The sequence below is a fragment of the Collinsella sp. AM41-2BH genome (assembly GCF_003468085.1).
In the GTDB taxonomy this organism is placed as follows: domain Bacteria; phylum Actinomycetota; class Coriobacteriia; order Coriobacteriales; family Coriobacteriaceae; genus Collinsella.
Window position 1 is genome coordinate 43,931 of the sequence record NZ_QSGH01000006.1, and the last position, 25,474, is coordinate 69,404.

Here is a 25,474-nt window from a genome sequence, read left to right on the forward strand (position 1 = left end):
GTTAGGCCTCCAGCGGATGAGCAGGCACCGACTCGCCGGCGGCAAGCGCGGCCTCGCAGGCCACCACGTCGCGCTCGATATCATCGACCAGCGCCATAAACTCCTCGTACGTAGAGCAACGCACCACCTGAGCGCGCCAGGCGGCGGCATGGGGCATGCCCTTTAAGTACCAGCTTGCGTACGTGCGAGCACGCGACATGAGCGGCAGAAGCTCGTGCGTCAACGTCAGGTGCTCGCGCAGAGCCTCCAGGCGCTCGACCGAGGAGCGAGAAGGAACCGGCGTGCCATCGAGTGCAAGGGCTCGGGCATCGCCGAACACCCACGGATTGCCGTAGATGCCGCGCGCGATAAACACCGCGCTGGCACCCGAGCCGTGCAGATGCTCAGCAGCGTCCTCGGCCGAGAACACATCGCCCGAACCAATCACGGGAATCTCGACAGCGTCGGCAACCTCATCGACGACCGACCAATCGGCCTGGCCCGTGTAGAGCTGCGTGGCGCAACGACCATGCACGGCGACTGCGGCAGCCCCTGCACTCTCAAGCATCTGGGCAAATGTCGCGGCATTGCGGTCCTCGGCATAAAAGCCCTTGCGAATCTTGACGGTCACGGGCACGTGCGCCGCGCCAACCGTGGCCTCGACGATCTTCTCCGCCAGGTCGGGCGTGCGCATGAGCGCCGAACCCTCGCCCTTGGTGACAACCTTGCGGGCGGGGCATGCCATATTGATATCGATGAGCGACAGGCGATCGCCAACGCGCTCCTCGACGGCGACGACGGCGCTCGCAAACTGCTCGGGCTTGGAGCCAAAGAGCTGCACGCAAATCTGCTGCTCCTCGTCGGCCGGTAGCACCAGGCGCCAGGTCTTGTTGCTGGCATAGGCAAGACCCGCCACGCTCACCATCTCGCTGTAGGCAAGGTTGGCACCGCGGCGGCGACACATGATGCGATAGGCGGGGTCGGTCACGCCCGCCATGGGAGCCATAAGGAACGGCTGCTCGGCATAGGCACCCAGCAGCCGCTTGCTGTATTCAGAAAGCGCCATGGACCTACTCGTCCACCTTGAGGATCGCCATAAACGCCTCCTGCGGGACCTCGACCGATCCGATGGCCTTCATACGCTTCTTGCCCTCTTTCTGCTTCTCGAGCAGCTTGCGCTTACGCGAGATATCGCCGCCGTAGCACTTAGCAAGAACGTCCTTGCGACGCGCCTTGACGGTGGAACGGGCGATGATCTTGTTGCCGATAGCACCCTGGATGGGCACCTCGAACAGCTGACGCGGGATGATCTCCTTGAGCTTGTCGCACAGGCCACGGGCCAGGCCATATGCCTTGTCCTTATGGACGATAAACGAAAGCGCGTCCACCTCGTCGCCCGAAAGCAAAATATCGAGCTTCACGAGCTCGGAGGGACGGTACTCGTTGAACTCGTAGTCGAGCGAGGCATAGCCCTTGGTGCGGCTCTTGAGCTGATCGAAGAAGTCCAAGATGAGCTCGGCGAGCGGCATATCGAAGCGCATCTCGACCGATTTGCTCGTCAGGTGGATCATGTCGGTTGTGACGCCGCGGTGCTCGATGGCGAGCTGCATGACGGCACCCGTGTACTCAGGCGGGCAGATGATCTTTGCCTTGAGGTAGGGTTCCTCGATACGATCGATGCGTGTGGCCTCGGGAAGGTCCTGCGGACTGCGGACATCGATCATTTCGCCGTCGGTCTTGTAGACGTGATAGTCAACCGAGGGACTCGTGGCAATGAGGTCCAGGTTGAACTCGCGCTCCAGGCGTTCCTTGACGACTTCCATGTGCAGCAGGCCCAGGAAGCCCACGCGGAAGCCAAAGCCGAGCGCCACCGAGGTCTCGGGCTCCCACACCAACGACGGGTCGTTGACGTGCAGTTTATCGAGCGCGTCACGCAGGTTCTCGTAGTCCTTGTTGTCGATCGGGAACAGGCCCGTATAGACCATGGGCTTGGCCTCACGATAACCGGGAAGCGGCTCGGGGCAGGGGTTCGACGCCCACGTAAGGGTATCGCCCACGCGAACGGCCTCGGGATCCTTCAAGCCCGTGACCACATATCCGACCTCGCCGACCGTCAGCGCGTCGACCGGGGTCTCGGCAGGACGCTTGACGCCCACGCCGTCGACCAAAAAGTCGCCCTTGGCTTGCATCATAAGCAGGGTATCGCCCTTTTTGATGGAACCATCGAAGACGCGCACCGTAGCCACCACACCGCGATACTCGTCAAAGTACGAATCCAAAATGAGCGCTTTGAGCGGAGCGTTTGCATCGCCCTTAGGCGGCGAAATCAAAAAGACAATGGACTCCAGCAGATCGTGAATGCCCTCGCCGGTCTTGCCCGAGACGCACACAGCATCATCGGCAGGGATCGCCAGGTCATCCTCGATCTCGGTCTTAACCTCATCGGGATGGGCCGAGGGCAGGTCGATCTTGTTGATGGCCGGCACAATGTCCAGATTGGCGTTCATGGCGAGCGTCGCGTTGGAAACGGTCTGCGCCTCGACGCCCTGCGTGGCGTCGACAACGAGTACCGCGCCCTCACAGGCTGCCAGCGAGCGCGAGACCTCATAGGTAAAGTCCACGTGGCCCGGCGTATCGATCAGATTGAACTGATACGTCTCACCATCGTCGGCGTCATAGGAAACGCGGACGGCATTGGACTTGATCGTAATGCCGCGCTCGCGCTCGATATCCATGGTGTCGAGCAGCTGCGACTCCATGTCGCGTTCGTCGACGGTATGGGTGAGCTCGAGGATGCGGTCGCTGATCGTGGACTTGCCATGGTCGATATGCGCAACGATCGAGAAGTTGCGGATGTGGGAAATGTCAATTGAAGTATTCATGCGGACTATCTTACCCGAGCGGTACAAAAAATGGAGCCTGTTCCATAAAACAGGCTCCATTTATGCGCGTAATCTGTGTGGTGTGAAATTTACAACTTAGGCGTTGATGCTGTTCACGAGCTTGGCAAGACCGGACTTGCGGTTGGAAGCCTGGTTCTTGTGGATAACATGCTTGGCGGCAGCCATGTCGAGACGCTTGGTGACGGTCTTGAGGGCAGCCTGGGCCTTCTCGGCGTCGCCCTCGGCGACGGCGGACTGGACGTGCTTGGTCAGCGTCTTGAGCTCGGACTTGACAGCCTTGTTACGCATGCGAGCTGCCTCATTGGTGCGGATACGCTTCTTCTGAGACTTGATGTTTGCCACTTCTGGAGTTCCTTTCGAGTTCCTTGCAAAAAATGTATGACACCTCTGAGACACGGTGAGGTCATGCAAGCGCCTACTATAGCACGCTCCCTCTCAAAGGGATAGAACGAATTTGTCAAATAGGCAGGTATCATCACGATTTTCTCAAGATGTTCGTAATCCAGAGCAAAAGCGCCGTCTGAGAATCGGCCGAACCCTTGAGCGCGAGCTCCACATCAACGGCACCCTCGAGCGCTGCGACGAGCTCGGTCATCGAAAAACGACGCGCCCAGGTAAGGTGATTCTTGACCTGCCAGGACTGGAGCTTGAGCGTTGCGGCCAGCTCGCGACCCTGCCCACGCGCGTCGAGCGCCTTGGCGACGATAAGCTCGCGAATGCGACCGCACAGCAATGTGTAAGTCCACACGTAGCTCTTGGAGGGCAGGAGCTTAAAGAGCTCGAGCGAACGCCGCATATCGCGAGCCGAGACGGCGTTGAGGAAGTCCCAGGGTTGGACCTCGGCCGTACGTACAATCCAGCGATCAACATCGGCAAGTTCAATCTGGGGCGACTCGACCATCTGGGCAAGCTTGGCCAAGTCGTTATCGAGCATGCGCGTGTTTTCGCCCGAACGCGAGACGAGCTCCTCGGCGGCCGCCGTCGAAATCGACTTACCGCGCTGCGTCGCCATCTGCTGAACACGGCGCGGCAGTTCCCAGCGCTTGGTACCCGAGCAATCGACGATAGCCTTCTTGTCGATCTTGGCGATTGCCTTATACAGGCGCGTATTCTTGGCAAGTGAGTCAGCGATGATGAGGCAGACCGTTGTTGGGCTGGGACTCGCCAGATACCCAACGAGCGGCTCCGAGACCGCCTTGGCGAGCTTTGAGCAGCCATCGAGGATTACCAGACGAAACTCGCTGCCCATCGGAAAGGTGTTAAGCGATCCGATAATGGACTCGATATCGGGGTCCTTGGTCATGTCTCGCTCGTCGAGGTTGAACTCGACCATACCCGATTTTTCCAGACGCGCTTTCATACGCGAGACGGCGTGGTCGCGCTTGACTCCGTCGGTACCGACGATCAGATATGCCGGCAGCAAACCGGTTTCGGACATTGCGCTCCCCTCCCGCAGGCCTTCGTATTCGTTCCGTGCCATTCTAGCCCAGGGGCCCACCACACGCCAACGACGTCGTCACGGTCGCTGGCATCGCATCGCAAAGCCATTCGCAGTCGGTGTGACGGTAATGTCGCCGTGTTCGATGGTACACGCGAACACACCACCCGCTTCCTTAACGGCATCGATGCAGGCATCGGACGGATGGCCGTATCGATTCCCCTCACCGGCGCTTGCGAGGGAAAGCTCGGGCTTCAGGACGTCCAGCAACTCGCCATCGACTGAAACCTTGGAGCCGTGATGCCCAAGTTTAAGGACATCGATATCCCCCACCTCCTGCACGAATTCCCGCTCTTGGTCGAGCTCGGCATCACCGGTGAGAAGTATTCGCAGGCCCTTGCCTTCCTGAACATAAGAGAGCAGCAGGACAAGCGAGTCCTCATTTCCCTCGCCATCCACGAACTCGAATGGCCACATCACGCGAGCGCAAAATGAGCCGATGTCGACCGTATCCCCACGGCGCACCTGCCGATACTCCACGCCAGGTCGGTTCAATACCTCGGCAGGAGCATCCTCCAGCGCATCCGCCGCCACGGCAATCGTTCCGACCGAAAACTGTTCGAGCACGGCAGGCAAACCACCCCAGTGGTCCTCATCCCAATGCGTCACAAAGACGGCATCGATATGGTGCACGTTATTGCGAACCAACGCCGCAACCACACGCTCGTCGAGCCCGCAGTCGACGAGAGCTACTGCGCCGCCTTGGCGGATAAGAATCGCATCGGCCTGGCCCACATCGAGCACCGTCACCGAAGGCGGAGCAAATCGATCCCAATAGACGTACGGAATCGCAGCCAAGAGCACCAGGCATGCAAGCCCCACCGCCATAGGACGTACACGGGGACGCGGCCACCAGACCAGCAGAACCGCCAGCAAACACGGCACTAGGTAAATCCACATGCTATCGGGCGGCACGCCCACGGATGCACCCGGCATGGCGGCAAACAGCTGCTCGAAGAACAGCGCGCAACGGGCGGCAATCATGGGCACAACGAGAGCCCAAGTCCGCAACGGTCCCACGAGCGAAAAGGGAGCCAGCACGATCGACACAGCGAGCAATACGCTCACAACCGGACCGATGACCGCATTTGCCAACGGAGCAATGAGCGAGAATGTACCGAAGGCAGGAATGGTAATGGGAAGTGTCGCCAGTTGCGAGCACAGCGTGACGGAAAGCATGCTGGCAACGCCCGATGGCACACCCAGCTCACTCAAAGCGTAGGTCGCATAGGGGCAAAAGCACAGAATGGCAAAGACGCTGGCACATGAAAGCTGAAAGCCCATCTCGAACAGCACCGTCGGCCGCAGTAGCACAAAGATGGACATGGTTACGAAGAGTGCCGATGCGCCGTGCCGGCGACGCCCCGCGCCGTTTACGACAAGCGTCGCGAACACCATACAGCACGCACGCACGGCCGAGGGAGACGCGCCAGTAAAGGCAGCGTAACCCACAAGCGTTATCGCCAATATCGCCCGCTGAAGGCAACGTGGGCACCGAATCTTTTGCAATACACCCTCGATTACAAACCCCACGATGGCCAAATGGCTGCCCGAGACGGCGATAAGATGCGCCGTTCCCGTCACCGAAAACCAGTCGCCCGCCGGCTGGACGCGCAGCTCGGCCGAACGACCGCAGACGACACCGGCTATGAGCGCACGCGCCGGGTCGGTCGCAGGCGCGATGGACGCAAGCAGCCCATTTCGCAGCCGAAGCAGCGGCCCCGGAGAACCCTCATCGACCGACACAATCCGAACGGCTTTAACCTTGCGCGCCTCGCCTCGGAGCACGCGCGATCGTCCATATGCATCGTTCTCAAAACGTGAAACGCGACCGATAACACGCACGTGCGCCCCGACCTTGAGCTCACGATCACACGATAGGCGAACCGTTGCCAAGTTCTTACCGTCCGCGCGTGCCTCGCAGGTATAGGAATACACGTCGTCGTTTATGGATGGGTCACCCTGCACGACAAACTCGAGGCTGCTTGCCGCTCGACCATCGAGCGCCTTCGAGGCACTGAGCACATCCACGGCCCACCACGCCGAGACGACCGCTCCCGCCACGAGACCGACGGAAGCGGCATACAGCCACCGCTTCCAAGGGGCAAGCCGCGCACAAGATTGAGCCAGCACAACGAATACCGCTGCCGCAACGGGAATGGCCCATAGCGGCCCGACCGCCGGCGCCCGCTCCCTCAGCAGCGCATCAGCGGCTATGTTGAGCACCAAGACGCAGCTCATGCACATGCCGGCACACAGGGCCATCGTCCACGGAATCAGGGGCCGCGGAGGCATCACGTGCTCGCGCTCGGTCGCACTCATACGCAGATGCAATCTTTGATTTTGGCAAGCTTCTTCTCGCCGATTCCCGACACACGCATCAGATCGTCAACCGAGGCGAAAGCACCGTTCTTTGTCCGCTCATCGATAATCGACTGGGCCATGGAGGGGCCGATGCCCGAGAGCGTCTGCAGCTCTTCTGCGCTTGCCGTATTGATGTTTACTAGACCTGTTGCGCCACTAACGCCCGACGATGCGGAAGCCCCAACATCAACACCGGCTTCCGCAATGGACGCCTGCTGCTCCCCTACCGTTGGAACGTGAATCTTCTGTCCATCGACGACCTTAGATGCCCGATTGAGCCCCGTGACGTCTGCCTCGGGCGCCAGCCCGCCGGCGGCATCAATCGCCTGAGCCACCCGCGCGCCGTCCTTGAGACGATATACGCCGGGCGACACAACGGCGCCATCGACATCGACATAGACCTCTGCCGCGGCAGAAGCCTTAGTCGAAGAGCCTTCGGATGTCTTTCCGCTCGAGGCATCGCCGGATCCCGGCTCCACTAACGAGCCCGAACCATCAGTACGCTCAAACGACACGCCGCCGGCACTGCCGCCAAGGTTCGCCATTGCCAGTCCACTCGCCATCGCAATGACGACCAGTATCGCCATCACCACTGCCTTATGACCGAGCAGTTTGCCCGCCCAGCGGTCCATCTTTTTGACTCGTTCATGTTGTTCGCGCTGCGCCATAGCAAAACCTCCCAACACCATCGTGTCAGGAAAGGAGCTCCGCAACAGCCACGCCCCAAAACCGGTTTTCGCGGTCAAACCAAAAGCTGACCAAAACCTTGCGCAATAATGTCCATTTATTCAGGCAAACGTCGACAAATGAACCGTTTATCGCCTAATGCCCAGATAGCAAAAGACCGACGATGCAGGCGCATCGTCGGTCTATGCACAAATTTATTCGTGATCTTGGTAAATCTCACGCGGAGCAAGCTCCGAATGTTTGCGTTTTAAGGTCTTAGGGGCCTTGTACGTGTTGCTCTCGAAGTCGATGTACTCGGTCTGCTTAAGCAGGCGCTCGATCATCTCCTCATGATCGAACAACTCCCAGGCCTCATGCACGGCATCGAGTTTAGCGTGCGTCTCGGGACGGCGCGGCATAAACAGCGTGCAGCAGTCGGGAGCGGCCTCAGTCGAGATATCGAATGTACCGATCTCCTCGGCACGTGCGATGATCTCCTGCTTGTCCGAACCGATGAGAGGACGGAACACGGGGATCTTCACGGCCTCGTTGACGGCCATGATGTTCTCAAGCGTCTGGGAGGCAACCTGCCCAAGCGATTCGCCCGTAACGATAGCCTTGGCACCCTCGATGTGTGCAATGCGCTCAGCAACCGAATACATAATGCGGCGGTACATGATCACGCGCAGGTTGCTGGGGCAGGTAACCGAAATCTCACGCTGGCAGTCGCCAAACGGCACCACGTACAGACGACCGATCTGGACACCCGGCGCAAGCGCACGGATGATGTCCTGCACCAAATACTCGCTCGTATCGGGCGTCTGCGGACGACCGGAGAAATGCACCGGCACGCACACCGCGCCGCGACGCGCGAGCATCCAGGTCGCCACCGGAGAATCGATACCCGACGACAGCAGCGTCACGACCTTGCCGGCAGAACCCACCGGCAGACCGCCCACGCCGCGCTCAGAGCGCGCGTACACATAAACGCTGCCCTGGACCACCAGTACGTGCACCATTGCATCGGGGTCGTGCATTTGAACCTTTTTATCGGGGAAGGCCTCACACAGTACCTCGCCCACCTGACGATTGATATCGATCGAGGTGAGCTCATAGTCAGTATTGGAGCGCTTGGCGTGCACCTTAAACGAATCGAAGGAACCAAACTCGCGCAGCGCCTTCACGGCGGCGGCGCAGTACTCCTGCGGGTCGCGGTTGGTGTGATACGCCAAAGACACACGAGCAACGCCGGGGACGGTGCGGATGACACGCGCCGCCTCGTCGGCCTGATGCTCGTTAAAGGTCACGAGGATATAACCGGAAATTCGAGACACGGCGTTCACGGAAAAGGCGGCCAAGGCCGCCTCGATGTTATCCATGAGGATATGCTCAAAATGTGCGCGGTTCTTGCCCTTCAGTCCAACCTCGTGATAGTGGACCAGGCAGACGCGAGCCGCCATTTAGGCTTCAGCAACCTTGTGGCCGAGCGCCTTCTCGTAACGGGCCTCGTCGTAAGAGATGTCACCGTCGACAATCTCGTCCATAGCCATCGAGATGGTATCGGCACCGGAAAGCCCGATGGTGATGTCATCGACATCCTGGACGGCAAGCACGCGGTTGTGCTGGCCACGCAGCATGCTATTGATGTCGCAGGCGCGCTTGGAGGCAAGCGAAGCGAGCAGGAAGCGGTTGTGATCGGTCTTCTCCAGAAGATCGTCAATGCAAGGCTTTACAACGGACACGGACCTCAGATCCTTTCATGCATATCGAGAACGCGAACGAGCTCATCGGTCGCGCGGTCGAGATCGTCATTCACCACGACGTCGTCGTAGCGGTCGGCAAGGGCAAGCTCATCGGCGGCGTTTGCCATACGCAGCTCAATCGTCTCGGGCGTCTCGGTACCGCGACCGACTAGACGCTCGCGGAGCACCTCAAGCGAAGGCGGCTTGATAAAGATCAGCACGGCCTCGGGGAAACGCTCCTTCACCTGCAGGGCGCCCTGGACATCGATCTCCAAAATCAGAGACGAGCCCGAGGCGAGCTTGGATGTGACCTCGCTCACCAACGTGCCGTAGCAGTTACCGTGGACCTCGGCCCACTCAACAAACTCACCGTTTGCCACGCGGCGGTCGAACTCCTCGCGCGTCAGAAAAAAGTAGTTGACGCCGTCGACCTCACCTTTGCGTGGTGCTCGCGTGGTAGCCGAAACCGTCAGGCCCAGGTTCGAGCGGCGCTCGCGCACACGAGTGACGAGCGTACCCTTGCCTGCGCCTGACGGTCCAGAAATCACAAAGAGCTTGGAATCCTGAGCGCTCACTTATTTGGTCAGCTGCTCGAGGAGCTGCTCGCGCTGACGGACGCCGAGGCCCTGGACGCGACGGGAAGCGGAGATACCGAGCTCCTCCATGATCTTGGCGGCCTTGGCCTTGCCATAACCGGGGAGAGACTCGATGAGAGTGGAAACCTTCATGCGGGAAGCGATGGGGTCATCGGAGTTGAGCACGGACTCGAGGGACTTCTCGCCCTTCTTGATCTGCTCGCGAAGCTCAGCGCGGGCGTGACGTGCGGCAGCAGCCTTCTCAAGAGCCTGCTTGCGCTGCTCGTCGGTAAGCTGAGGGAGTGCCATTCGTACCTCCAAATAGTTGGGTTATATCTGATTCAATAATTAGCATTTTAGCACGTAGAACGTACAAAATGCCCAATCGCGGCTCCATAGGTTAGACGATACCCGCAAAAAGTGCAATATACTGCGCCCAAAGTTAAGCCCCTGACCTGCGATTCCACACAAAGGATGGGAAAGTTTACGCAGGCACAGAGGCTATTTTGTGCTAATGAGACCCAAAAGTGGTGACTTAGGGGAATCTTTTACGCGACGTTTTCGACCAGCTCGGCGACGATGGCGTCAAAGGCGGCAACCGGATCGTCGGCACCGGTGATGGGACGGCCCACCACAATGTGGCTTGCGCCGCGCTCGATAGCCTGGGAGGGCGTCGCCACGCGGGACTGGTCACCAAGGGCGGCACCCACCGGACGCACACCCGGAGTCACGATCAGGGCATCAGGACCCAGCAGCTCACGCATGTCGTGAGCCTCCATCGGCGAGCACACGATGCCATCGATGCCGTTGGCCTGAGCAAGCTTTGCCAAGCGGGCGGCCTCCTCGGCCACGGGCGACTCGACGCCGATCTCGCTCAAGGCATCCTGATTCATGCTCGTGAGCACGGTGATGGCGACGAGCTTGGCGCGGTCCTCGCGCGCCTCCTCGGCACCCTCGCGGCAGGCAGCGAGCATAGTACCCGAGCCCAGGCCGTGGACCGAAAGCAGGTCGGCACCGGCAAGCGAGGCCGAGCGGGCAGCGCCGCGCACCTGATGCGGAATGTCATGGAACTTAAGGTCGAGGAAGACCTTAAAGCCAAGGTCCTTAAAGGTCTTGACGATCTGGGGACCCTCAGCGTAATAGAGCGTCATGCCGACCTTGAGCCAGGCGGCATGGCCCGAAAGCTCGTGGGCGAGCTCGAGCGCGCGCTCACGGTCGCAGTCGAGGGCGACGATAACACGGTCGCGGGCATCATTCTCTAGCATTCGAAAGCACCCACCAGCTCGTTGATGTCCTTTACGCCCTGGGACTCGGCCCAGGCCTCGAGCTCATGCGCGATCTTAAGCGAAGCACACGGATCGACGAAGTTGGCCATGCCGACCGACACGCAGGTGGCGCCGGCCAGGATAAACTCAGCCGCATCCTCGCCAGTCATGACACCGCCGACACCGTTGATGGGGATATCGACGGCCTGGGCAACCTCCCAGACCATGCGCACGGCGATGTGGTGGCACAGCGGGCCCGAAAGGCCGCCCTTGGGCTTGGCCACGCGGGACTTGCGGGTATGAACGTCGATGGCCATGCCCTGGATGGAGTTGATGACCGAAAGGCCGTCGGCGCCGGCGGCCTCGAGAGCCTTGGCAATCTCGGCAACGTTGACCGGAGCCATCTTTACGAACAGCGGCTTATCGGTCACCTTGCGGCAGGCAGCCATAACGGAAGAGGCGCCCTCGGGCGTTGATCCCATGGCGGCACCGCCGGCGGCAATATTAGGGCAGCTCACGTTGATCTCGTAGCCGGCAGCCCAGGGGCACAGCTCGACATACATCTCGAGTGCGCGGACAAACTCGTCAACGGAGTGCCCGGCAACCTGGCAAATGACCTGGCAACCGTCCTTGGACAGCTGCTCGAGCCACGGGCCGGACTCACGGGCAAAGGCGGCGACACCGGGGTTCTGCAGTCCCACGGAGTTGATCATACCGCCAGGAATCTCGGCCATGCGAGGCGCAGGGTTGCCCGGCCAGGGCTCGGCGGCACAGCCCTTGGTGGTAATGGCGCCCAGCTGGGAAACATCGAAGAAATTCTGGAACTGCCAACCGTAGCCGAAGGTACCGGCTGCGGTGTTGATGGGGTTCTGCATCTTGACGCCGCCGAAATCGACGGCCATGTTCACGGTACCCACTAGAAGACCACCACCTTGGAAGCATCGAACACGGGGCCGCACATGCAGGCGCCCTTCATACCGTCGACCGTCTCGACATTGCAGGTGTTGCAGGCGCCAAAGCCGCAGCTCATCATGCGCTCGAGCGACACCTCGCAGTACGCACCGGCCTCAGCGGCAGCGGCGGCGACTTTCTTCATCATGACGGCGGGGCCGCAGCTGGCCACGTAGTCGTAGCCGCCCTCGCCAAGCAGTTCTGCGGCAGGATCGGTGCAAAAACCGTGCGTGCCGAGCGAACCGTCGTCGGTGCACACGTTAACCGTGGCGCCCAGCGCGCGGAACTCATCGACACCCACGACTTTGGAAGCGGTGCCAAAGCCCAGGCACACGTCCACATCAACACCCTGCTCGGCAAGCATGCCGGCAAGACACAGCACAGGCGGAACGCCGATGCCACCGGCGACGAGCAGTGCCTTCCTGGTGCCCTCGGGTACCATCCAGCCACGGCCACCGGGGCCCAACAGGTTAGAGGTGGAGCCAGGGCCCATCTGGGACAAACGGCGGGTATCGTCGCCCACGACGGCGTACCACAGCTCGACGGTGCCAGCCTCGGCGTCGGCGCGGTAGAAACTCAAGGGCACACGAAGCAGAGAAGACGCATCGCCGGGGACGGCGATGTTCACAAACTGACCGGGCTTGAGCGCACTTGCAAGCTTGGGGGCCGAGATGACGAGCGAGAAGATGCCGTCGGCGATCTCCCGGTTCGAGACGACCTCGAAGTCGTGCATGCGTGCAGTGGAAGGTGTGGGCATAGACGCTCCAATCCCCCATGCGGTTGCATGGTCTAAACGAACAGAAAGCGCGGCACCGCAAGGGCGCCGCGCACAAAAGCGATAAGGCTATGCTAGCAGATGCAGCCGTCGGCGAGCGTCTGCTTGCCACCGACAAATACATCGGTGGCACGACCGGTGAGCGTGCGGCCGGCAAAACCGGAGTTCTCGGCGCGCGACTCGTAACCGTCCTCGCCAACCGTCCAGGTTGCGGAGGGGTCGAACACGGTCAGGTCGGCGACAGAGCCCGCCTTGACCTGAACCTGATCGAGGCCCAGAATCTCACGCGGCTTGATGGCCATGAGCTCGACCATGCGGCTCACGCTCATCTTGCCCGTGTTGACCAGCTCAGTGAGCACGAGCGACAGCGAAGTCTCGAGGCCAATCATTCCAAAGGGCGCGAGCTCGAACTCGCGGGCCTTCTCCCACGGGGTGTGGGGAGCGTGGTCGGTAACGATAGCGTCGACGGTACCGTCGATGACACCCTGACGGATGGCCTCGGCATCCTCGTCGGTGCGCAGCGGCGGATTGACCTTGAGCGAGGTGTTGTAGGTCTCGTCCAGGTCGTTCTCGGTCAGGAACATGTGGTGCGGGGTAGCCTCGCAGGTCACCTGGATACCGGCAGCCTTACCGGCACGCACGAGCTCCAGGCCATGAGCGGTGGAGATGTGCTGGATGTGCAGCTTGGCACCGGTCAGCTTGGCAATCTCGATGTCGCGGGCGATCTGGAGCTCCTCGCCGGCAGCCGGCCAGCCCTCGAGAGCCAGACGGGTCGAGACCTTGCCCTCGTTGATCTGGCCGTGGCCGACCAGGTCCTCGTCCTGGCAGTGGCTCATAAAGACCTTGCCGAACATCTTGCCGTAGTCCATGCAGCGACGGAGCATGCCCGCGCCCTGCACGCCACGACCGTCGTCGGTGAAGGCGACGGCGCCGTGGGCGACCATATCGCCCATCTCGGACATAGCCTCGCCCTTAAGACCGCGGGTCATGGCGCCCGACGGATAGACGCGGCAGTGACCGACCTCGGCAGCGCGGGACTTGACGAACTCCACGACGGTGCCGTTATCGGTGACGGGATCGGTGTTGGGCATGGCGCACACGCCGGTGAAGCCGCCCTTGGCAGCAGCGCGAGTGCCACTCTCGATGTCCTCTTTGACCTCGTAGCCAGGCTCGCGCAGATGCACGTGCATATCCACCAGGCCGGGGACGAGATACTTGCCGGAAAGGTCGCGGACCTCGGCTCCCTCGACGGCGAGATTCTCGCCGACCTCGGCGATCTTATCGCCGTCAATCAGGACGTCAACGACACCGTCAAGCTCGACGGACGGGTCGACGACGTGGGCATTCTTAAGAAGCAAGGCCATTATCGGCACCTCCAAGCAGCAGATACAGGATAGCCATACGCACGCAGATACCGGCGTAGACCTGCTCCAGGATGACGGAGCGTTGCGGGTGGTCGGCCATATAGGAGTCGAACTCGACGCCGCGGTTGATGGGGCCCGGGTGACAGATGATCGCGTCGGGCTTCATGAGCTTCTCGCGGTCCTTGGTCAGGCCGAAGAGCTTGTGGTACTCACGAATGGTCGGGAACGGGGCACCCTCGAGGCGCTCCTGCTGCACGCGCAGCATGTAGACGACGTCCAGCTCGGGCAGGACGGAATCGAGGTCGCTCGTCACGTGGTCGCAGCCCAGGACCTCGGGCGCCGGCGGCAGCAGCGTGCCGGGGGCGACGGCGTAGGTCTCGCAGCCCATGATCTTAAGGGCGGGGATCAGCGAGCCGCAGACACGGGAGTGCGCGATATCGCCGACGACGGCGACCTTCAGACCGTGGAAGTCGCCCTTGTGCTCCCAGATGGTGTACAGGTCGAGCAGGGCCTGCGTGGGGTGGTTGTGCTTGCCGTCGCCGGCGCAGATGACGCTCGCGGGCGAGTTCTGCGTGACGATGTAGGGCGCGCCGGCGTGCTTGTCGCGCACGACGATGCAGTCGATCTTATAGGCGTTGAGGGTCTCGACGGTATCGACGAGGCTCTCGCCCTTGACCGTGGAGGTCGAAGAGCCGCCAAAGTTGAGGCTGTCGGCCGAAAGACGCTTCTCGGCGAGCTCGAAGGAGCTGCGCGTGCGCGTCGAGGGCTCGTTAAACATGTTGACGATGGTCTTGCCCTTGAGCGTGGGGACCTTCTTGATCGCACGCTCGTTGACCTCGGAGAACGCCTTGGCGGTCTCGAGGATGAGCTTGATGTCCTCTTCGGAGTACTCGGTAATGTCGATCAGGTGCTTATGGTTGAACGCCACGGTACTACTCACCTCCCAGCGGCGCGGAGCCCACGTGGGAACCCGGCGCGACGTCGTTAATCTCGACGGCGGTGTGGCCGTCGACTTCCTTCATATATAGGTGCACGTTCTCCTCATGCGACGAGGGAACGTTCTTGCCGACAAAGTCCGGCGAGATGGGGAGCTCACGGTGGCCACGGTCAACGAGAACTGCCAGCTCAACACGGCTCGGACGGCCCAGGTCCATAACGGCGTCCAGAGCGGCGCGGATGGTACGGCCCGTATACAGGATGTCGTCCACCAGCACGACGCGCTTGCCGTCGACGCTGAAGGGAATGTTGGTAGCGTGGATCGCGGGAGCGAAATTGGTCGCATAGTCATCGCGGTAGAAGCTGATATCGAGGCTGCCGAGCGGAACGTCGACGCCCTCGATCTCCTTGATCTCCTCGGCGAGCTTCTTTGCCAGAAGGTCGCCGCGCGTGACGATGCCGACCAGAGCGAGGTCTTCACAGCCCTCGTTGCGCTCGAGAATCTCGTGCGCGATGCGGGTCATCGCTCGATTGACGGCGGTCTCGTCCATGATGACCGCCTTGGGGGAAGTCGTGCCCATCGATCTCCTTCCTCACATGTCTTGACTGCTGACACAGTCAAAAAAATAGATGCCCGACCGCTCAAAGCGGACCAGACACCCACAGGAAGGGCTGCTCTTTGGCAGCTATGTAATTCCATGTGGGTATCTCGTACCCCTTTAATGGTCAAGGGATAGTGTAGCCAACGTTGAGCTTAATTGCGAGCATAAATACAGAGCAATCCGTAAACGGAGCCCTACGCTCAATAAACCTATATATATTTGTGGGACGAGCTTGAAAACCTTGTTGCGAGCTGGCATAATCCCCCCTGCTGCACGCAAATCGGATCTACGTCCAGGGCCGTAGCGTGGGCACTATCGCCAAAAGAGGAATATCTCTGTGTAGATTGCGCACAGGGAGTGACTTCTGTGCTATAGTTCAGGCTTGTTTGTTAACGCGACATGTTCGTTTGTCGCCCAAGGAGGGTCAGTTATGTCCAAAGTTTGCGAAGTTTGCGGTAAGCACCCCGTTGCCGGTCGCTCCATCAGCCACTCTCACCGCGTCACCAACCGTAAGTTCCGCCCCAACATCCAGCGCGTCTACGTCGTCGTCGATGGTCACCGTCGCAAGATGAACGTTTGCTCCACCTGCCTCAAGTCCGGCAAGGTTGCGCGCTCCTAAATAAGGTCTTACCAACAAGTACCTCGGACTCTCCGGGTCAAAGACCTCGCGTTCACATAGAACTTACCAAAGGCGTCCTCCCCCACGGAGGGCGCCTTTTTGCACTCATTGGGGACAGACTTACATGAGTGTTTGCAGATGTCAAAGGAATCATAGCCCCACTCATTGGGGACACACTTAGATGAGTGTTTTCACGCATTGGGGACAGACATGACGCACGCATGCGGCGTCCCGATCGGCTCCGGCCCCTATCTCACGCTGCATCCTTCCAGCCTGCAGTAGCCTTGGTCACGCTTGTGGCGCCGATACCGGTGATACGGGCAATTTGCTTGACCGTGAGATGTGCCCGCCTGAGCCTCAGCAGGCAGGCATCGCGTTCGGGGCGTGGCAGGGCCTTGAGCAACGCAGGATCTATGCTCGTCAGGACTTCGCGCGCAACGAAAAGGGCCTCCTCATCGGGGATCCGCCGGCGCGGAAGAACCTCCACTGACCAGATGCGCCCGGCAACTTTCTTGAGATGCTCGCAATAGCGACGGGAGCCTCCGACAACATCAAGCATAGGGGCCGCATCACAGATGTCAAAGGGATCATAGCCCAGCTGATACGCCTTATAGCTTGACCAGCGGTACGCCTCGAGCGAGTCAAGCGCACCCTTCACAGGATTGAGATGAATATAGTCGAGCAGCTGCACTGCCTGCGTGTCCGACTCAACCGCGACCCGCGAATAGCGATTGTCAAACAGATGGCCCGTTCTTCCCGTTTTCCCATTGAAATACTTGGCATACGCCGTCAGCGCGCACTGCATTGCCTTTGAAAGGTTGTCATATGGGTCATCAACCATCAAATGGAAGTGGTTGTCCATAAGACACCAGGCCAACACCGCCACGTCATGGCACGCAAACCTGTCCGATATGTCCGATAGGAAACGATAGCGGTCGGAATCATCTTCAAAAATGATCTGTTTGGAGTTACCGCGGTCAAAGACGTGGTAATAGCCGGTGAGCGAAATTTCGCGGGCGCATCGGGGCATGGTCTCTCCTTTCAAAGCCGTACAGGCAACACCTAAAAGGAGAGAAGAAACGCGAAATGCTGAGCCTGTGACCTATTTATATCCAATCAGCGACAAAAACAGGCCCAAAACGACAAAATCGCAAATCGATGTCTGTCCCAAATGAGTGAAACCACTCATGTAAGTCTGTCCCCAATGAGCGGGGCGATGCACTGGCAGATAGTTTTAGTTAAAACGCTTCAGTATATTGAAGCGTTTTAGTATGCCTTTTACGGGAATCTTGCCGTTCGCCGAATAATTTCTTGCTATCATGCAAGTCGTAGGGTAAATCTCCGATCGCAAGGAGACACAAATGGTGAAAAAGTCACCGGAAAACACTACTCCCGCAATTGTGGACAACGTAGAGGCGCTTGAGGCTAAGCTCGCTCAGATGCGAGAGGCCCAGGCGCTTTTTGCTACGTACACGCAGGAGCAGGTCGACAAGATCTTCTATGAGGCCGCCATGGCCGCCAACAAGGCTCGTATCCCGTTGGCGAAGATGGCCATCGAGGAGACCGGCCGCGGCGTTCTTGAGGACAAGGTCATCAAGAACCACTACGCCGCAGAGTACATCTACAACGCTTACAAGAACACCAAGACCTGTGGCGTTCTGGAGCGCGACGAGGCTTACGGCATCACCAAGATCGCCGAGCCCATCGGCATCGTGGGCGCCGTCATCCCGACGACCAACCCCACCTCCACCGCGATCTTCAAGACGCTGATCAGCCTGAAGACCCGCAACGGCATCATCATCTCCCCGCACCCGGCAGCCGCCAAGTGCACCATCGCCGCCGCCAAGCTCGTGCTTGACGCCGCCGTCAAGGCCGGCGCCCCCGAGGGCATCATCGGCTGGGTCGATGTCCCCTCCATCGAGCTGACCAACATGGTCATGCGTGACGTCGACATCATCCTCGCCACCGGTGGCCCGGGCATGGTCAAGGCCGCCTACTCCTCGGGCAAGCCCGCCCTGGGCGTTGGCGCCGGTAACACCCCGGTCATCATCGACGACACCGCCGACGTGCTGCTCGCCGTCAACTCCATCATCCACTCCAAGACCTTCGACAACGGCATGATCTGCGCTTCCGAGCAGTCCGTGACCGTCATCGACACCATCTATGACCAGGTCAAAGCCGAGTTCCAGAAGCGCGGCTGCTACTTCGTCAAGCAGGGTGCCGAGATGGAGGCCCTGCGTGCCGCCATGTTCAAGAACGGCGCTCTCGATCACCGCATTCCCGGCATGGCTGCCGCCAAGATCGCCGAGCTCGCCGGCATCGAGGTTCCTGCCAAGACCAAGATCCTGATCGCCGAGGTCACCTCCACCGACCCCGCCAAGGAGGAGTTCTCCCACGAGAAGCTCTCCCCGGTCCTGGCCATGTATCACGCCAAGGACTTCCAGGAGGCCGTCGACAAGGCCGAGCACCTGGTGCTCGCCGGTGGCCCGGGCCACACCGCCTCTCTGTACGTGCACCCCGCCCAGGCCGAGAAGATCAGCCTGTTCGAGCACGTCATGAAGGCCTGCCGCATCGTCATCAACACCCCGTCCTCGCACGGCGGCATCGGTGATCTGTACAACTTTGGCATGAAGCCGTCTCTGACCCTGGGCTGCGGCTCCTGGGGCGGCAACTCCGTCTCCGAGAACGTTGGGGTGAAGCACTTGATCAACGTTAAGACTGTGGCCGAGCGCCGTGAGAACATGCTGTGGTTCCGCGCTCCCGAGAAGGTCTACTTCAAGAAGGGTTCCACGCCCGTCGCTCTCGACGAGCTCGGTACCGTCATGGGCAAGAAGCGCGCCTTCATCGTCACCGACCAGTTCCTCTTCAAGAATGGCAACACCCGCGCCATCGAGGCCAAGCTCGACGAGATGGGCATCGCCCACGACTGCTTCTACGACGTCGAGCCCGATCCGTCGCTGCAGTGCGCACGTCGCGGCGCCAAGCAGATGGCTCTCTTTGAGCCGGACGTCATCATCGCCGTCGGCGGTGGCTCAGCTATGGACGCCGGCAAGATCATGTGGATGATGTACGAGCACCCCGAGTGCAAGTTTGAGGACATGGCCATGGACTTCATGGACATCCGCAAGCGTATCTTCACTTTCCCCGAGATGGGCAAGAAGGCCTACTTCGTCGCCGTCCCGACCTCTTCGGGTACCGGCTCCGAGTGCACGCCGTTCGCCATCATCACCGACAAGGAGACCGGCATCAAGTGGCCGCTCGCCGACTACGCGCTGCTCCCCAACATGGCTATCGTTGACGCCGACAACTGCATGACCGCCCCGCGCGGCCTGACCGCTGCCTCCGGCATCGACGTCATGACCCACGCCATCGAGTCCTACGTCTCCATCATGGCTTCCGACTACACCAAGGGCCTCTCCGAGCGCGCTGCTAAGCTCGTCTTCGAGAACCTGCCCTCCAGCTTCACGAACGGCGCCAAGGACCCGCATGCCCGCGAGGAGATGCACAACGCCTCTTGCATGGCCGGTATGGCCTTCGCCAACGCCTTCCTGGGCCTCAACCACTCCATGGCTCACAAGCTCGGCGCCTTCCATCACCTGCCTCACGGCCTCGCCAACGCCGTCATCCTGACCCGCGTTATGCGCTACAACGCCGCCGAGGCTCCCGTCAAGATGGGTACCTTCTCCCAGTATCCTTACCCCAACGCGCTGCACAACTACGCCGAGATGGCCAAGTACTGCGGCATCGACGGCAAGGACGACAAGGAGGTCTTCGAGAACTTCATCACGAAGCTCGAGGAACTCAAGGACTTCATCGGCGTCAAGAAGACCATCGCCGACTACGGTGTTGACGAGCAGTACTTCCTCGACACCCTCGACGAGATGACCGAGCAGGCATTCAACGACCAGTGCACCGGCGCAAACCCGCGCTACCCGCTCATGAGCGAAATCAAGGAGCTCTACCTGGACGCCTACTACGGCCGCGAGCCTCAGGACTACGCCGTCTGCTAGTTTTAGCACGGTTTTTAACGGCGGGGGTGCACGGGTGTTTCACACACCCCCGCCGTCGCTTCTATCGCATCGTTGAAAGGATGCAACCATGCTGCTACCCGATTCCAAGACCGAGCTCGTCCGCCGTGGCAACAAGGTCGTTTACGACCTGGGGGACAAGATCGTCAAGGTCTTTAACGAGACCAAGCCTGTCTCCGACGTGTTCAACGAGGCTTTGAATCTTGCCCGCATCAATGAGTGCGGCATCCGCAGCCCCAAGGCTCTCGAGGTTTCCCAGCTCGAGAACGCCAACGGCTGGGCGCTCGTGACCGAGAAGGTTCCGGGCACCACCCTTGCCGAGAAGATGACTGCTGAGCCCCAGCGCTTTGGTGAGTATCTCGAGATGTTCGTCGACCTCCAGATCGAGATCCACGGCTACACCTCCCCGCTGCTCAACCGTCAGCGCGACAAGTTCGCCCGCATGATCGACAGCCTTGATCAGCTCAATGCCACCACGCGCTACAACCTTCAGGAGCGTCTGGACGGCATGACCAAGGAGTTCAAGGTCTGCCACGGCGACTTCAACCCCTCCAACGTCATCGTCGGCGACGACGGCCAGCTCTATGTGTGCGACTGGGCACACGCCACCCAGGGCTCCCCTGCTGCCGACGTTGCCACCACCTACCTGCTCTTCGCCCTCAACAGCAAGGATCAGGCCGAGGCCTACCTGGAGCTCTACTGCGACCGCGCCGACATGCCCATGCAGGTCGTGCGTCAGTGGACGAGCATCGTCGCCGCTTCCGAGCTCGCTCGTAAGCGCAACGTGAACGATGAGTTCCTGAAGAACTGGATCGACGTCGTCGATTATCAGTAATATCTGAGCGATTTATTTCGCATCGGAGGCACAAGAAAACCCCGCAGCTCATATGGGCTGTGGGGTTTTTCTTTACCCATCGAGTTTATTCCAACAAAATAGACTGCTCCGCATCTCATCCTAAGAGAGATACGGAGCAGCCCCGCAATTACATCTAATAGCAGAAACGTCGATTAACGGCGGGCCGCCTTAACAAGCTCGGCAATCTTGGCGACGACCTCGTCGATCGCCACGTCCTCACGCTCGCCCGTGGCACGGTCCTTGAGCTCCACAGTACCATTCTTGAGGCCACGCTTGCCAAGCACGACCTGATACGGGAAGCCCATGAGGTCGTTATCGGCAAACTTAAAGCCAGGACGCTCGTCACGGTCATCGACGACAACCTCGATACCCTCGGCGCACAGGCCCTCGACGATTTGGTCGCAAACGTTAGCGCACTCCTCCTTCTTGGGATCGAGCGGAATCACCGCGACCTCGTACGGGGCAACGGAGACCGGCCAGACGATGCCGTGTTCGTCGTTGTGCTGCTCCACGACGGCAGCAAGCGAGCGGGACACACCAACGCCGTAGCAACCCATGATGAGCGGCTTCTCCTTGCCGTCCTCGTCCATAAAGGTGGCACCCATGGCCTCGGAGTACTTGGTGCCCAGCTGGAACACCTGAGAGACCTCGATGCCGCGGGCAGCAGAGAGCGGCTTGCCGCAGTGCGGGCAGGGATCGCCGGCAACGACGGTGACCAGATCTGCCCACTCATCGACGGTAAAGTCGCGCTCGGGGCAGGCACCGGTAAAGTGATAATCGACCTCGTTGGCACCGCAGGCCCACTGCTTGGACTCGCGCAGGCTCTCGTCGCACACCAGACGGATGCCCTCGGGCAAGTTAACCGGTCCGATAAAGCCCTTGTGCAGACCGTAGGTCTGGAGCTCCTCGTCGGTCATCATGCGATAGCCCTTGCCAAAGACATGCTCGGCCTTGCAGTCGTTGAGCTCGTGGTCGCCCGGAACAATGGCCACGACGGGCTTGTCCTCGGCATCGATGAGCGCCAGGGACTTGCGCGTGCCGTTCTCGGGGAACCCAAAGAACTTAGCAACAGCCTCAATGGTGCCCATGCCCGGAGTCTCAACCTTGGTAAGCGTACCGTCACCGGGACCCTCAGTCACGACGACCTTGGTGCTTGCAGCCTCATCATCGGCGGCAAAACCGCAGTCATCGCAATAGACGAGAGAAGCCTCGCCGGCGTCGGCCAAAGCCATGTACTCGACGGAGGTATCGCCACCGATCTCGCCGGAATCGGCGACAACGGGCAGGGCCTTGATATAGCAGCGCTCGCAGATATTGGCGTAAGCCTGCTTCATCTTGTCGTACTCCTCCTGCAGGCTCTCCTGCGTGGCGGAGAAGCTGTAGGCGTCCTTCATGATGAACTCGCGACCGCGCATCAGGCCAAAGCGGGGACGGAACTCGTCGCGGAACTTGTCCTGGATGTGATAGAGATTCACCGGCAGCTGCTTGTAGGAACGCAGCTCATTGCGCACCAGAGCAGTCACGGTCTCCTCATGCGTGGGGCCCAGCACGAACTCGCGACCATGACGGTCGTCAAAGCGCACAAGCTCCTTGCCATAGGCATCGATACGGCCGGACTCACGCCACAACTCGGCATCGACCATGATAGGCATCATAAGCTCCTGGGCGCCGGCGGCGTCCATCTCGTCGCGCACGATGTTCTCAATCTTGCGAATCGAGCGCCATGCGAGCGGCAGGTAGGAATACAGACCGGCGGCCTCCTTGCGGATCATGCCGGCACGGAGCAGCAGGCGGTGGCTGGCGAGCTCAGCGTCCGCCGGATCCTCTTTAAGCGTCGGCGCATAGAGCTTAGACATATACATTGCTCGGGTCATTTATTTCTCCTCAATAAGCTTGTCGACCTCTGCCATAAGCGCGTCGACAATTTGGTCCTCAGCTACTTTACCAATGATCTGGCCATGCGAAAAGAGCAAGGCCTGACCACGTCCGCAAGCAACGCCCAGGTCGGCATCAGAAGCCTCGCCGGGGCCATTAACGGCACATCCCATGACGGCAATCGAAAGCGGCGCGGAATAGTTCTTAAGCCGCTCGGTGACCTCCTCGGCGATGGGAATGAGGTTAACCTGGCAGCGGGCGCACGTGGGGCACGAGACAATCTCGGGACCACGGCGACGCAGGCCCAGCGACTGTAGAATTCCCCAGGCGACCGGCGGCTCCTCAACCGGATCGGCCGTGAGCGACACACGCATGGTGTCGCCGATGCCTTCGGAAAGCAAGATACCCAAGCCTACAGAGCTCTTGATGGTGCCCTGAAGCTTGGTCCCCGCCTCCGTCACGCCCAGGTGAAGCGGAACGTGGGGAATCTCACGTGACAGGGCTCGATAGGTATCGAGCGTCGTTTGCACGCTATGGGCCTTGGCCGAAAGCACAATGTTCGTAAAGCCGCGATCCTCAAAGTGCTTGACGAAGCGCTCGCTCGACATCACGAGCTTTTCGGGCTGCGTGAGGTCGTCGCGCTCGGCAATATCTTGCTCAAGCGAGCCCGCGTTCACGCCAATGCGAATCGCACAGCCCGCGGCACCCGCAGCATCGATCACCGCGTCAACCTTGGCCCAATCGCCGATATTGCCGGGATTGATGCGCAGCTTGGCGGCACCGGCCTCAACGGCACCAATGGCGAGCTTATGGTTAAAGTGGATATCGGCGACAATCGGCACCGGAGACTCGGCACAGATGGTGCGGAAGCCCTCAAGCGCGGCCTCGGAGGGCACGCTCACGCGCACGATATCGCAGCCAGCCTGCGCCAACGCGCACACTTGCGCAAGCGTTGCCTGGGCATCAGCGGTATCGGTGCAGGTCATAGATTGGACCACCACCGGCGCGCCGCCACCGATCTGCACGCCGCCCACATGCACGGGGCGCGTCAGCTCGCGAGGCAAAGGATGGGATAAAGACAATCCAAACACTCCCCTACAGAATAAATCGAAGGATGTCGGAACGAAGCATATAGACAAACAGCAGCGCAAAGAGCGCGATGCCCACATAGCTCACAATCGTCTGGACCTTGAGCGGAAGCTCGCGGCCCGCAATCTTTTGAATGATCTCGATGACTAGCTTGCCGCCATCGAGTGGCGGGATGGGCAGCAGGTTCATAAAGCCAAGCGAGAATGAAATGAGGGCGGCAAACGAAAGGAACGTGGCAGGGCCGGCAGCAGCAGCCTGTGAGGACATAACGCTAATACCCACGATCGAAGAGGACTGATCGAGAATCTCCATCGTATGCTGCGGCTGGAGCAGGCGCATCACGCCCTCCGCTGTCTGCACAACATAGGAGAACGACAGACGAGCCGACGTGATGGGGTCTAAACGGACCACCTGCGTAGAGGCATACACACCTAGGCGATCGTCCTCTTTGAGCGCAACCGTGGTCGAATGCTGCTTGCCGTCACGCTCGTACTCAATGGCGATATCGTCCTTACCGGCAGCCTTGCCGATGGCATCGTAAACGTCCATCCAGGTAGAGCACGATACACCGTCGACCGAAAGAATCGCGTCGCCGCCCTCGATTCCCGCCGAGGCGGCAATCGAGCCTTCGTCAACCTGGCCAATCACATTGGTATCCACCGGCACGGTGACACCTGCGATGGAATAGATGCTCATAAGGAGCAAAAAACCCGTCAGGATATTGACGATAATGCCCGCAAGCAGCATAAAGGCACGCTTGACAAAGCCCTGGCCCAAATAGGTGTGCGAGCGCTCGCGCGCAAGGAACTCGGCCTCGCCGCACGGCAGCTCCCACACATCGCCCTCGGCAGTCGCATGTTCGCGATCGAAACGGCGACCATCAAAGGTGGTATAGCCTGCCTTGTCTCGCGGCAACGTCTGATATTTGGTGGGATAGTAGCTCGGCGAGGGCTTCTCCCCTTCCTCATACCAGGGCGCGATGGAGCCCCAGCCCAGCAAAAGGGCGCATGCCTCGAGCACATCCTCCTCGGAAAGCTCGAGCTCGACAGCAAGGTCGGCCACGGTCACGCGACCATGACGATAGATAGCCGCGAGCACGCGGTCGGCGCACGAAACATCGGTCGGATCCATACCGCAGATGGCAGCGTAACCACCCAGCAGCAGCGGGGTCACGCCAAACTTGGTTCCAATGCGACGCGACGTGTAATGGATGTCAAAGCGGCACGGCAGACCCAAAAAGAACTCGGTCACACGGACGCCGCAGGCACGCGCCGCCAAAAAGTGGCCGCCCTCGTGCAAAAACACGAGGACGGAAAGCATCAGCAGGCCCCAAAAGACCGATGAGAGAACGCTCAGAACAGTATCCATAAAACGAAAATGCAATCCT

23 protein-coding genes are annotated in these 25,474 nt (G+C 60.2%); 3 read left to right on the forward strand and 20 right to left on the reverse strand.

Going from position 1 to position 25,474, the window contains the following annotated elements; genetic code table 11:
• Position 1: 1 nt before the first annotated feature.
• The 16 genes from dusB to pyrR form a co-directional block, all read right to left on the reverse strand.
• Positions 2-1,045: a tRNA dihydrouridine synthase DusB gene (gene dusB, locus DW899_RS04405; RefSeq protein ID WP_117757121.1), complete on the reverse strand. Its 1,044-nt coding sequence runs from the start codon at positions 1,043-1,045 to the stop codon at positions 2-4.
• A 4-nt stretch (positions 1,046-1,049) separates the two neighbouring features.
• Entirely contained in the window at positions 1,050-2,861 is a 1,812-nt protein-coding gene (gene lepA, locus DW899_RS04410) for a translation elongation factor 4 (RefSeq protein WP_117776228.1), read from the reverse strand.
• 96 nt (positions 2,862-2,957) lie between these two features.
• Entirely contained in the window at positions 2,958-3,224 is a 267-nt protein-coding gene (gene rpsT / locus DW899_RS04415) for a 30S ribosomal protein S20 (protein WP_022094714.1), read from the reverse strand.
• A 133-nt stretch (positions 3,225-3,357) separates the two neighbouring features.
• Positions 3,358-4,320: a DNA polymerase III subunit delta gene (holA, locus tag DW899_RS04420; protein WP_117800128.1), complete on the reverse strand. Its 963-nt coding sequence runs from the start codon at positions 4,318-4,320 to the stop codon at positions 3,358-3,360.
• Positions 4,321-4,398: 78 nt separating this feature from the next.
• Complete coding sequence (locus tag DW899_RS04425) at positions 4,399-6,702, reverse strand: DNA internalization-related competence protein ComEC/Rec2 (RefSeq protein ID WP_117800129.1); 2,304 nt, start codon at positions 6,700-6,702, stop codon at positions 4,399-4,401.
• Positions 6,699-7,412: a ComEA family DNA-binding protein gene (locus DW899_RS04430; RefSeq protein ID WP_117800130.1), complete on the reverse strand. Its 714-nt coding sequence runs from the start codon at positions 7,410-7,412 to the stop codon at positions 6,699-6,701. The genes DW899_RS04425 and DW899_RS04430 overlap by 4 nt, the downstream gene beginning before the upstream one ends.
• A gap of 213 nt (positions 7,413-7,625) precedes the next feature.
• Positions 7,626-8,870, reverse strand: a complete 1,245-nt coding sequence (gene thiI / locus DW899_RS04435) for a tRNA uracil 4-sulfurtransferase ThiI (protein ID WP_117800131.1) — start codon at positions 8,868-8,870, stop codon at positions 7,626-7,628.
• A complete protein-coding gene (locus tag DW899_RS04440) occupies positions 8,871-9,152 on the reverse strand; it encodes a DNA-directed RNA polymerase subunit omega (RefSeq protein WP_035138532.1) in 282 nt (93 codons plus the stop codon).
• Positions 9,153-9,157: 5 nt separating this feature from the next.
• Positions 9,158-9,727: a guanylate kinase gene (gmk, locus tag DW899_RS04445; protein WP_099431806.1), complete on the reverse strand. Its 570-nt coding sequence runs from the start codon at positions 9,725-9,727 to the stop codon at positions 9,158-9,160.
• A complete protein-coding gene (gene mihF / locus DW899_RS04450) occupies positions 9,728-10,036 on the reverse strand; it encodes an integration host factor, actinobacterial type (RefSeq protein WP_117800132.1) in 309 nt (102 codons plus the stop codon). It abuts the gene before it with no gap.
• A gap of 239 nt (positions 10,037-10,275) precedes the next feature.
• Positions 10,276-10,992: an orotidine-5'-phosphate decarboxylase gene (gene pyrF / locus DW899_RS04455; protein ID WP_117800133.1), complete on the reverse strand. Its 717-nt coding sequence runs from the start codon at positions 10,990-10,992 to the stop codon at positions 10,276-10,278.
• Positions 10,986-11,894 carry a dihydroorotate dehydrogenase gene (locus DW899_RS04460; RefSeq protein ID WP_006236128.1) on the reverse strand — a complete coding sequence of 303 codons (909 nt, stop codon included), beginning with the start codon at positions 11,892-11,894 and terminating at the stop codon, positions 10,986-10,988. The genes pyrF and DW899_RS04460 overlap by 7 nt, the downstream gene beginning before the upstream one ends.
• Positions 11,895-11,908: 14 nt before the next feature.
• The gene (locus tag DW899_RS04465) at positions 11,909-12,676 is read right to left on the reverse strand and encodes a dihydroorotate dehydrogenase electron transfer subunit (protein WP_117800177.1); all 768 of its coding nucleotides are present in this window, start codon (positions 12,674-12,676) and stop codon (positions 11,909-11,911) included.
• Positions 12,677-12,792: 116 nt separating this feature from the next.
• Positions 12,793-14,082, reverse strand: a complete 1,290-nt coding sequence (locus DW899_RS04470) for a dihydroorotase (RefSeq protein WP_117800134.1) — start codon at positions 14,080-14,082, stop codon at positions 12,793-12,795.
• Entirely contained in the window at positions 14,066-15,010 is a 945-nt protein-coding gene (locus DW899_RS04475; RefSeq protein WP_035138537.1) for an aspartate carbamoyltransferase catalytic subunit, read from the reverse strand. Before DW899_RS04475 ends, DW899_RS04470 begins: the two co-directional genes overlap by 17 nt.
• A gap of 4 nt (positions 15,011-15,014) precedes the next feature.
• The gene (pyrR, locus tag DW899_RS04480; protein ID WP_117800135.1) at positions 15,015-15,599 is read right to left on the reverse strand and encodes a bifunctional pyr operon transcriptional regulator/uracil phosphoribosyltransferase PyrR; all 585 of its coding nucleotides are present in this window, start codon (positions 15,597-15,599) and stop codon (positions 15,015-15,017) included.
• 451 nt (positions 15,600-16,050) lie between these two features.
• Here pyrR and rpmB point away from each other — a divergent pair, with 451 nt between their 5' ends.
• Positions 16,051-16,239: a 50S ribosomal protein L28 gene (gene rpmB, locus DW899_RS04485; RefSeq protein WP_022094725.1), complete on the forward strand. Its 189-nt coding sequence runs from the start codon at positions 16,051-16,053 to the stop codon at positions 16,237-16,239.
• Between the two features lie 253 nt (positions 16,240-16,492).
• Here rpmB and DW899_RS04490 read toward each other — a convergent pair whose 3' ends face one another.
• Positions 16,493-17,269 (reverse strand): transposase, encoded by a 777-nt coding sequence (locus DW899_RS04490; RefSeq protein WP_117564268.1) that lies wholly within the window; start codon positions 17,267-17,269, stop codon positions 16,493-16,495.
• 331 nt (positions 17,270-17,600) lie between these two features.
• Between DW899_RS04490 and adhE the strand changes: the two genes are divergently transcribed.
• Positions 17,601-20,249, forward strand: coding sequence for a bifunctional acetaldehyde-CoA/alcohol dehydrogenase (adhE, locus tag DW899_RS04495; RefSeq protein WP_117800136.1), 2,649 nt, complete (start codon positions 17,601-17,603; stop codon positions 20,247-20,249).
• An 88-nt stretch (positions 20,250-20,337) separates the two neighbouring features.
• Positions 20,338-21,102, forward strand: a complete 765-nt coding sequence (locus DW899_RS04500) for an aminoglycoside phosphotransferase family protein (RefSeq protein WP_006236119.1) — start codon at positions 20,338-20,340, stop codon at positions 21,100-21,102.
• A gap of 173 nt (positions 21,103-21,275) precedes the next feature.
• On the opposite strand, the gene DW899_RS04505 is transcribed toward DW899_RS04500, so the two are convergent.
• Genes DW899_RS04505 through DW899_RS04515 form a run of 3 tightly spaced genes read right to left on the reverse strand, consistent with a single transcriptional unit; the run spans position 21,276 to position 25,455 of the window.
• Entirely contained in the window at positions 21,276-22,997 is a 1,722-nt protein-coding gene (locus tag DW899_RS04505; RefSeq protein WP_233539902.1) for a proline--tRNA ligase, read from the reverse strand.
• Entirely contained in the window at positions 22,998-24,080 is a 1,083-nt protein-coding gene (ispG, locus tag DW899_RS04510) for a flavodoxin-dependent (E)-4-hydroxy-3-methylbut-2-enyl-diphosphate synthase (protein ID WP_117779087.1), read from the reverse strand.
• Positions 24,081-24,093: 13 nt separating this feature from the next.
• Positions 24,094-25,455 (reverse strand): RIP metalloprotease, encoded by a 1,362-nt coding sequence (locus DW899_RS04515; RefSeq protein WP_117800137.1) that lies wholly within the window; start codon positions 25,453-25,455, stop codon positions 24,094-24,096.
• Positions 25,456-25,474 lie beyond the last annotated feature (19 nt).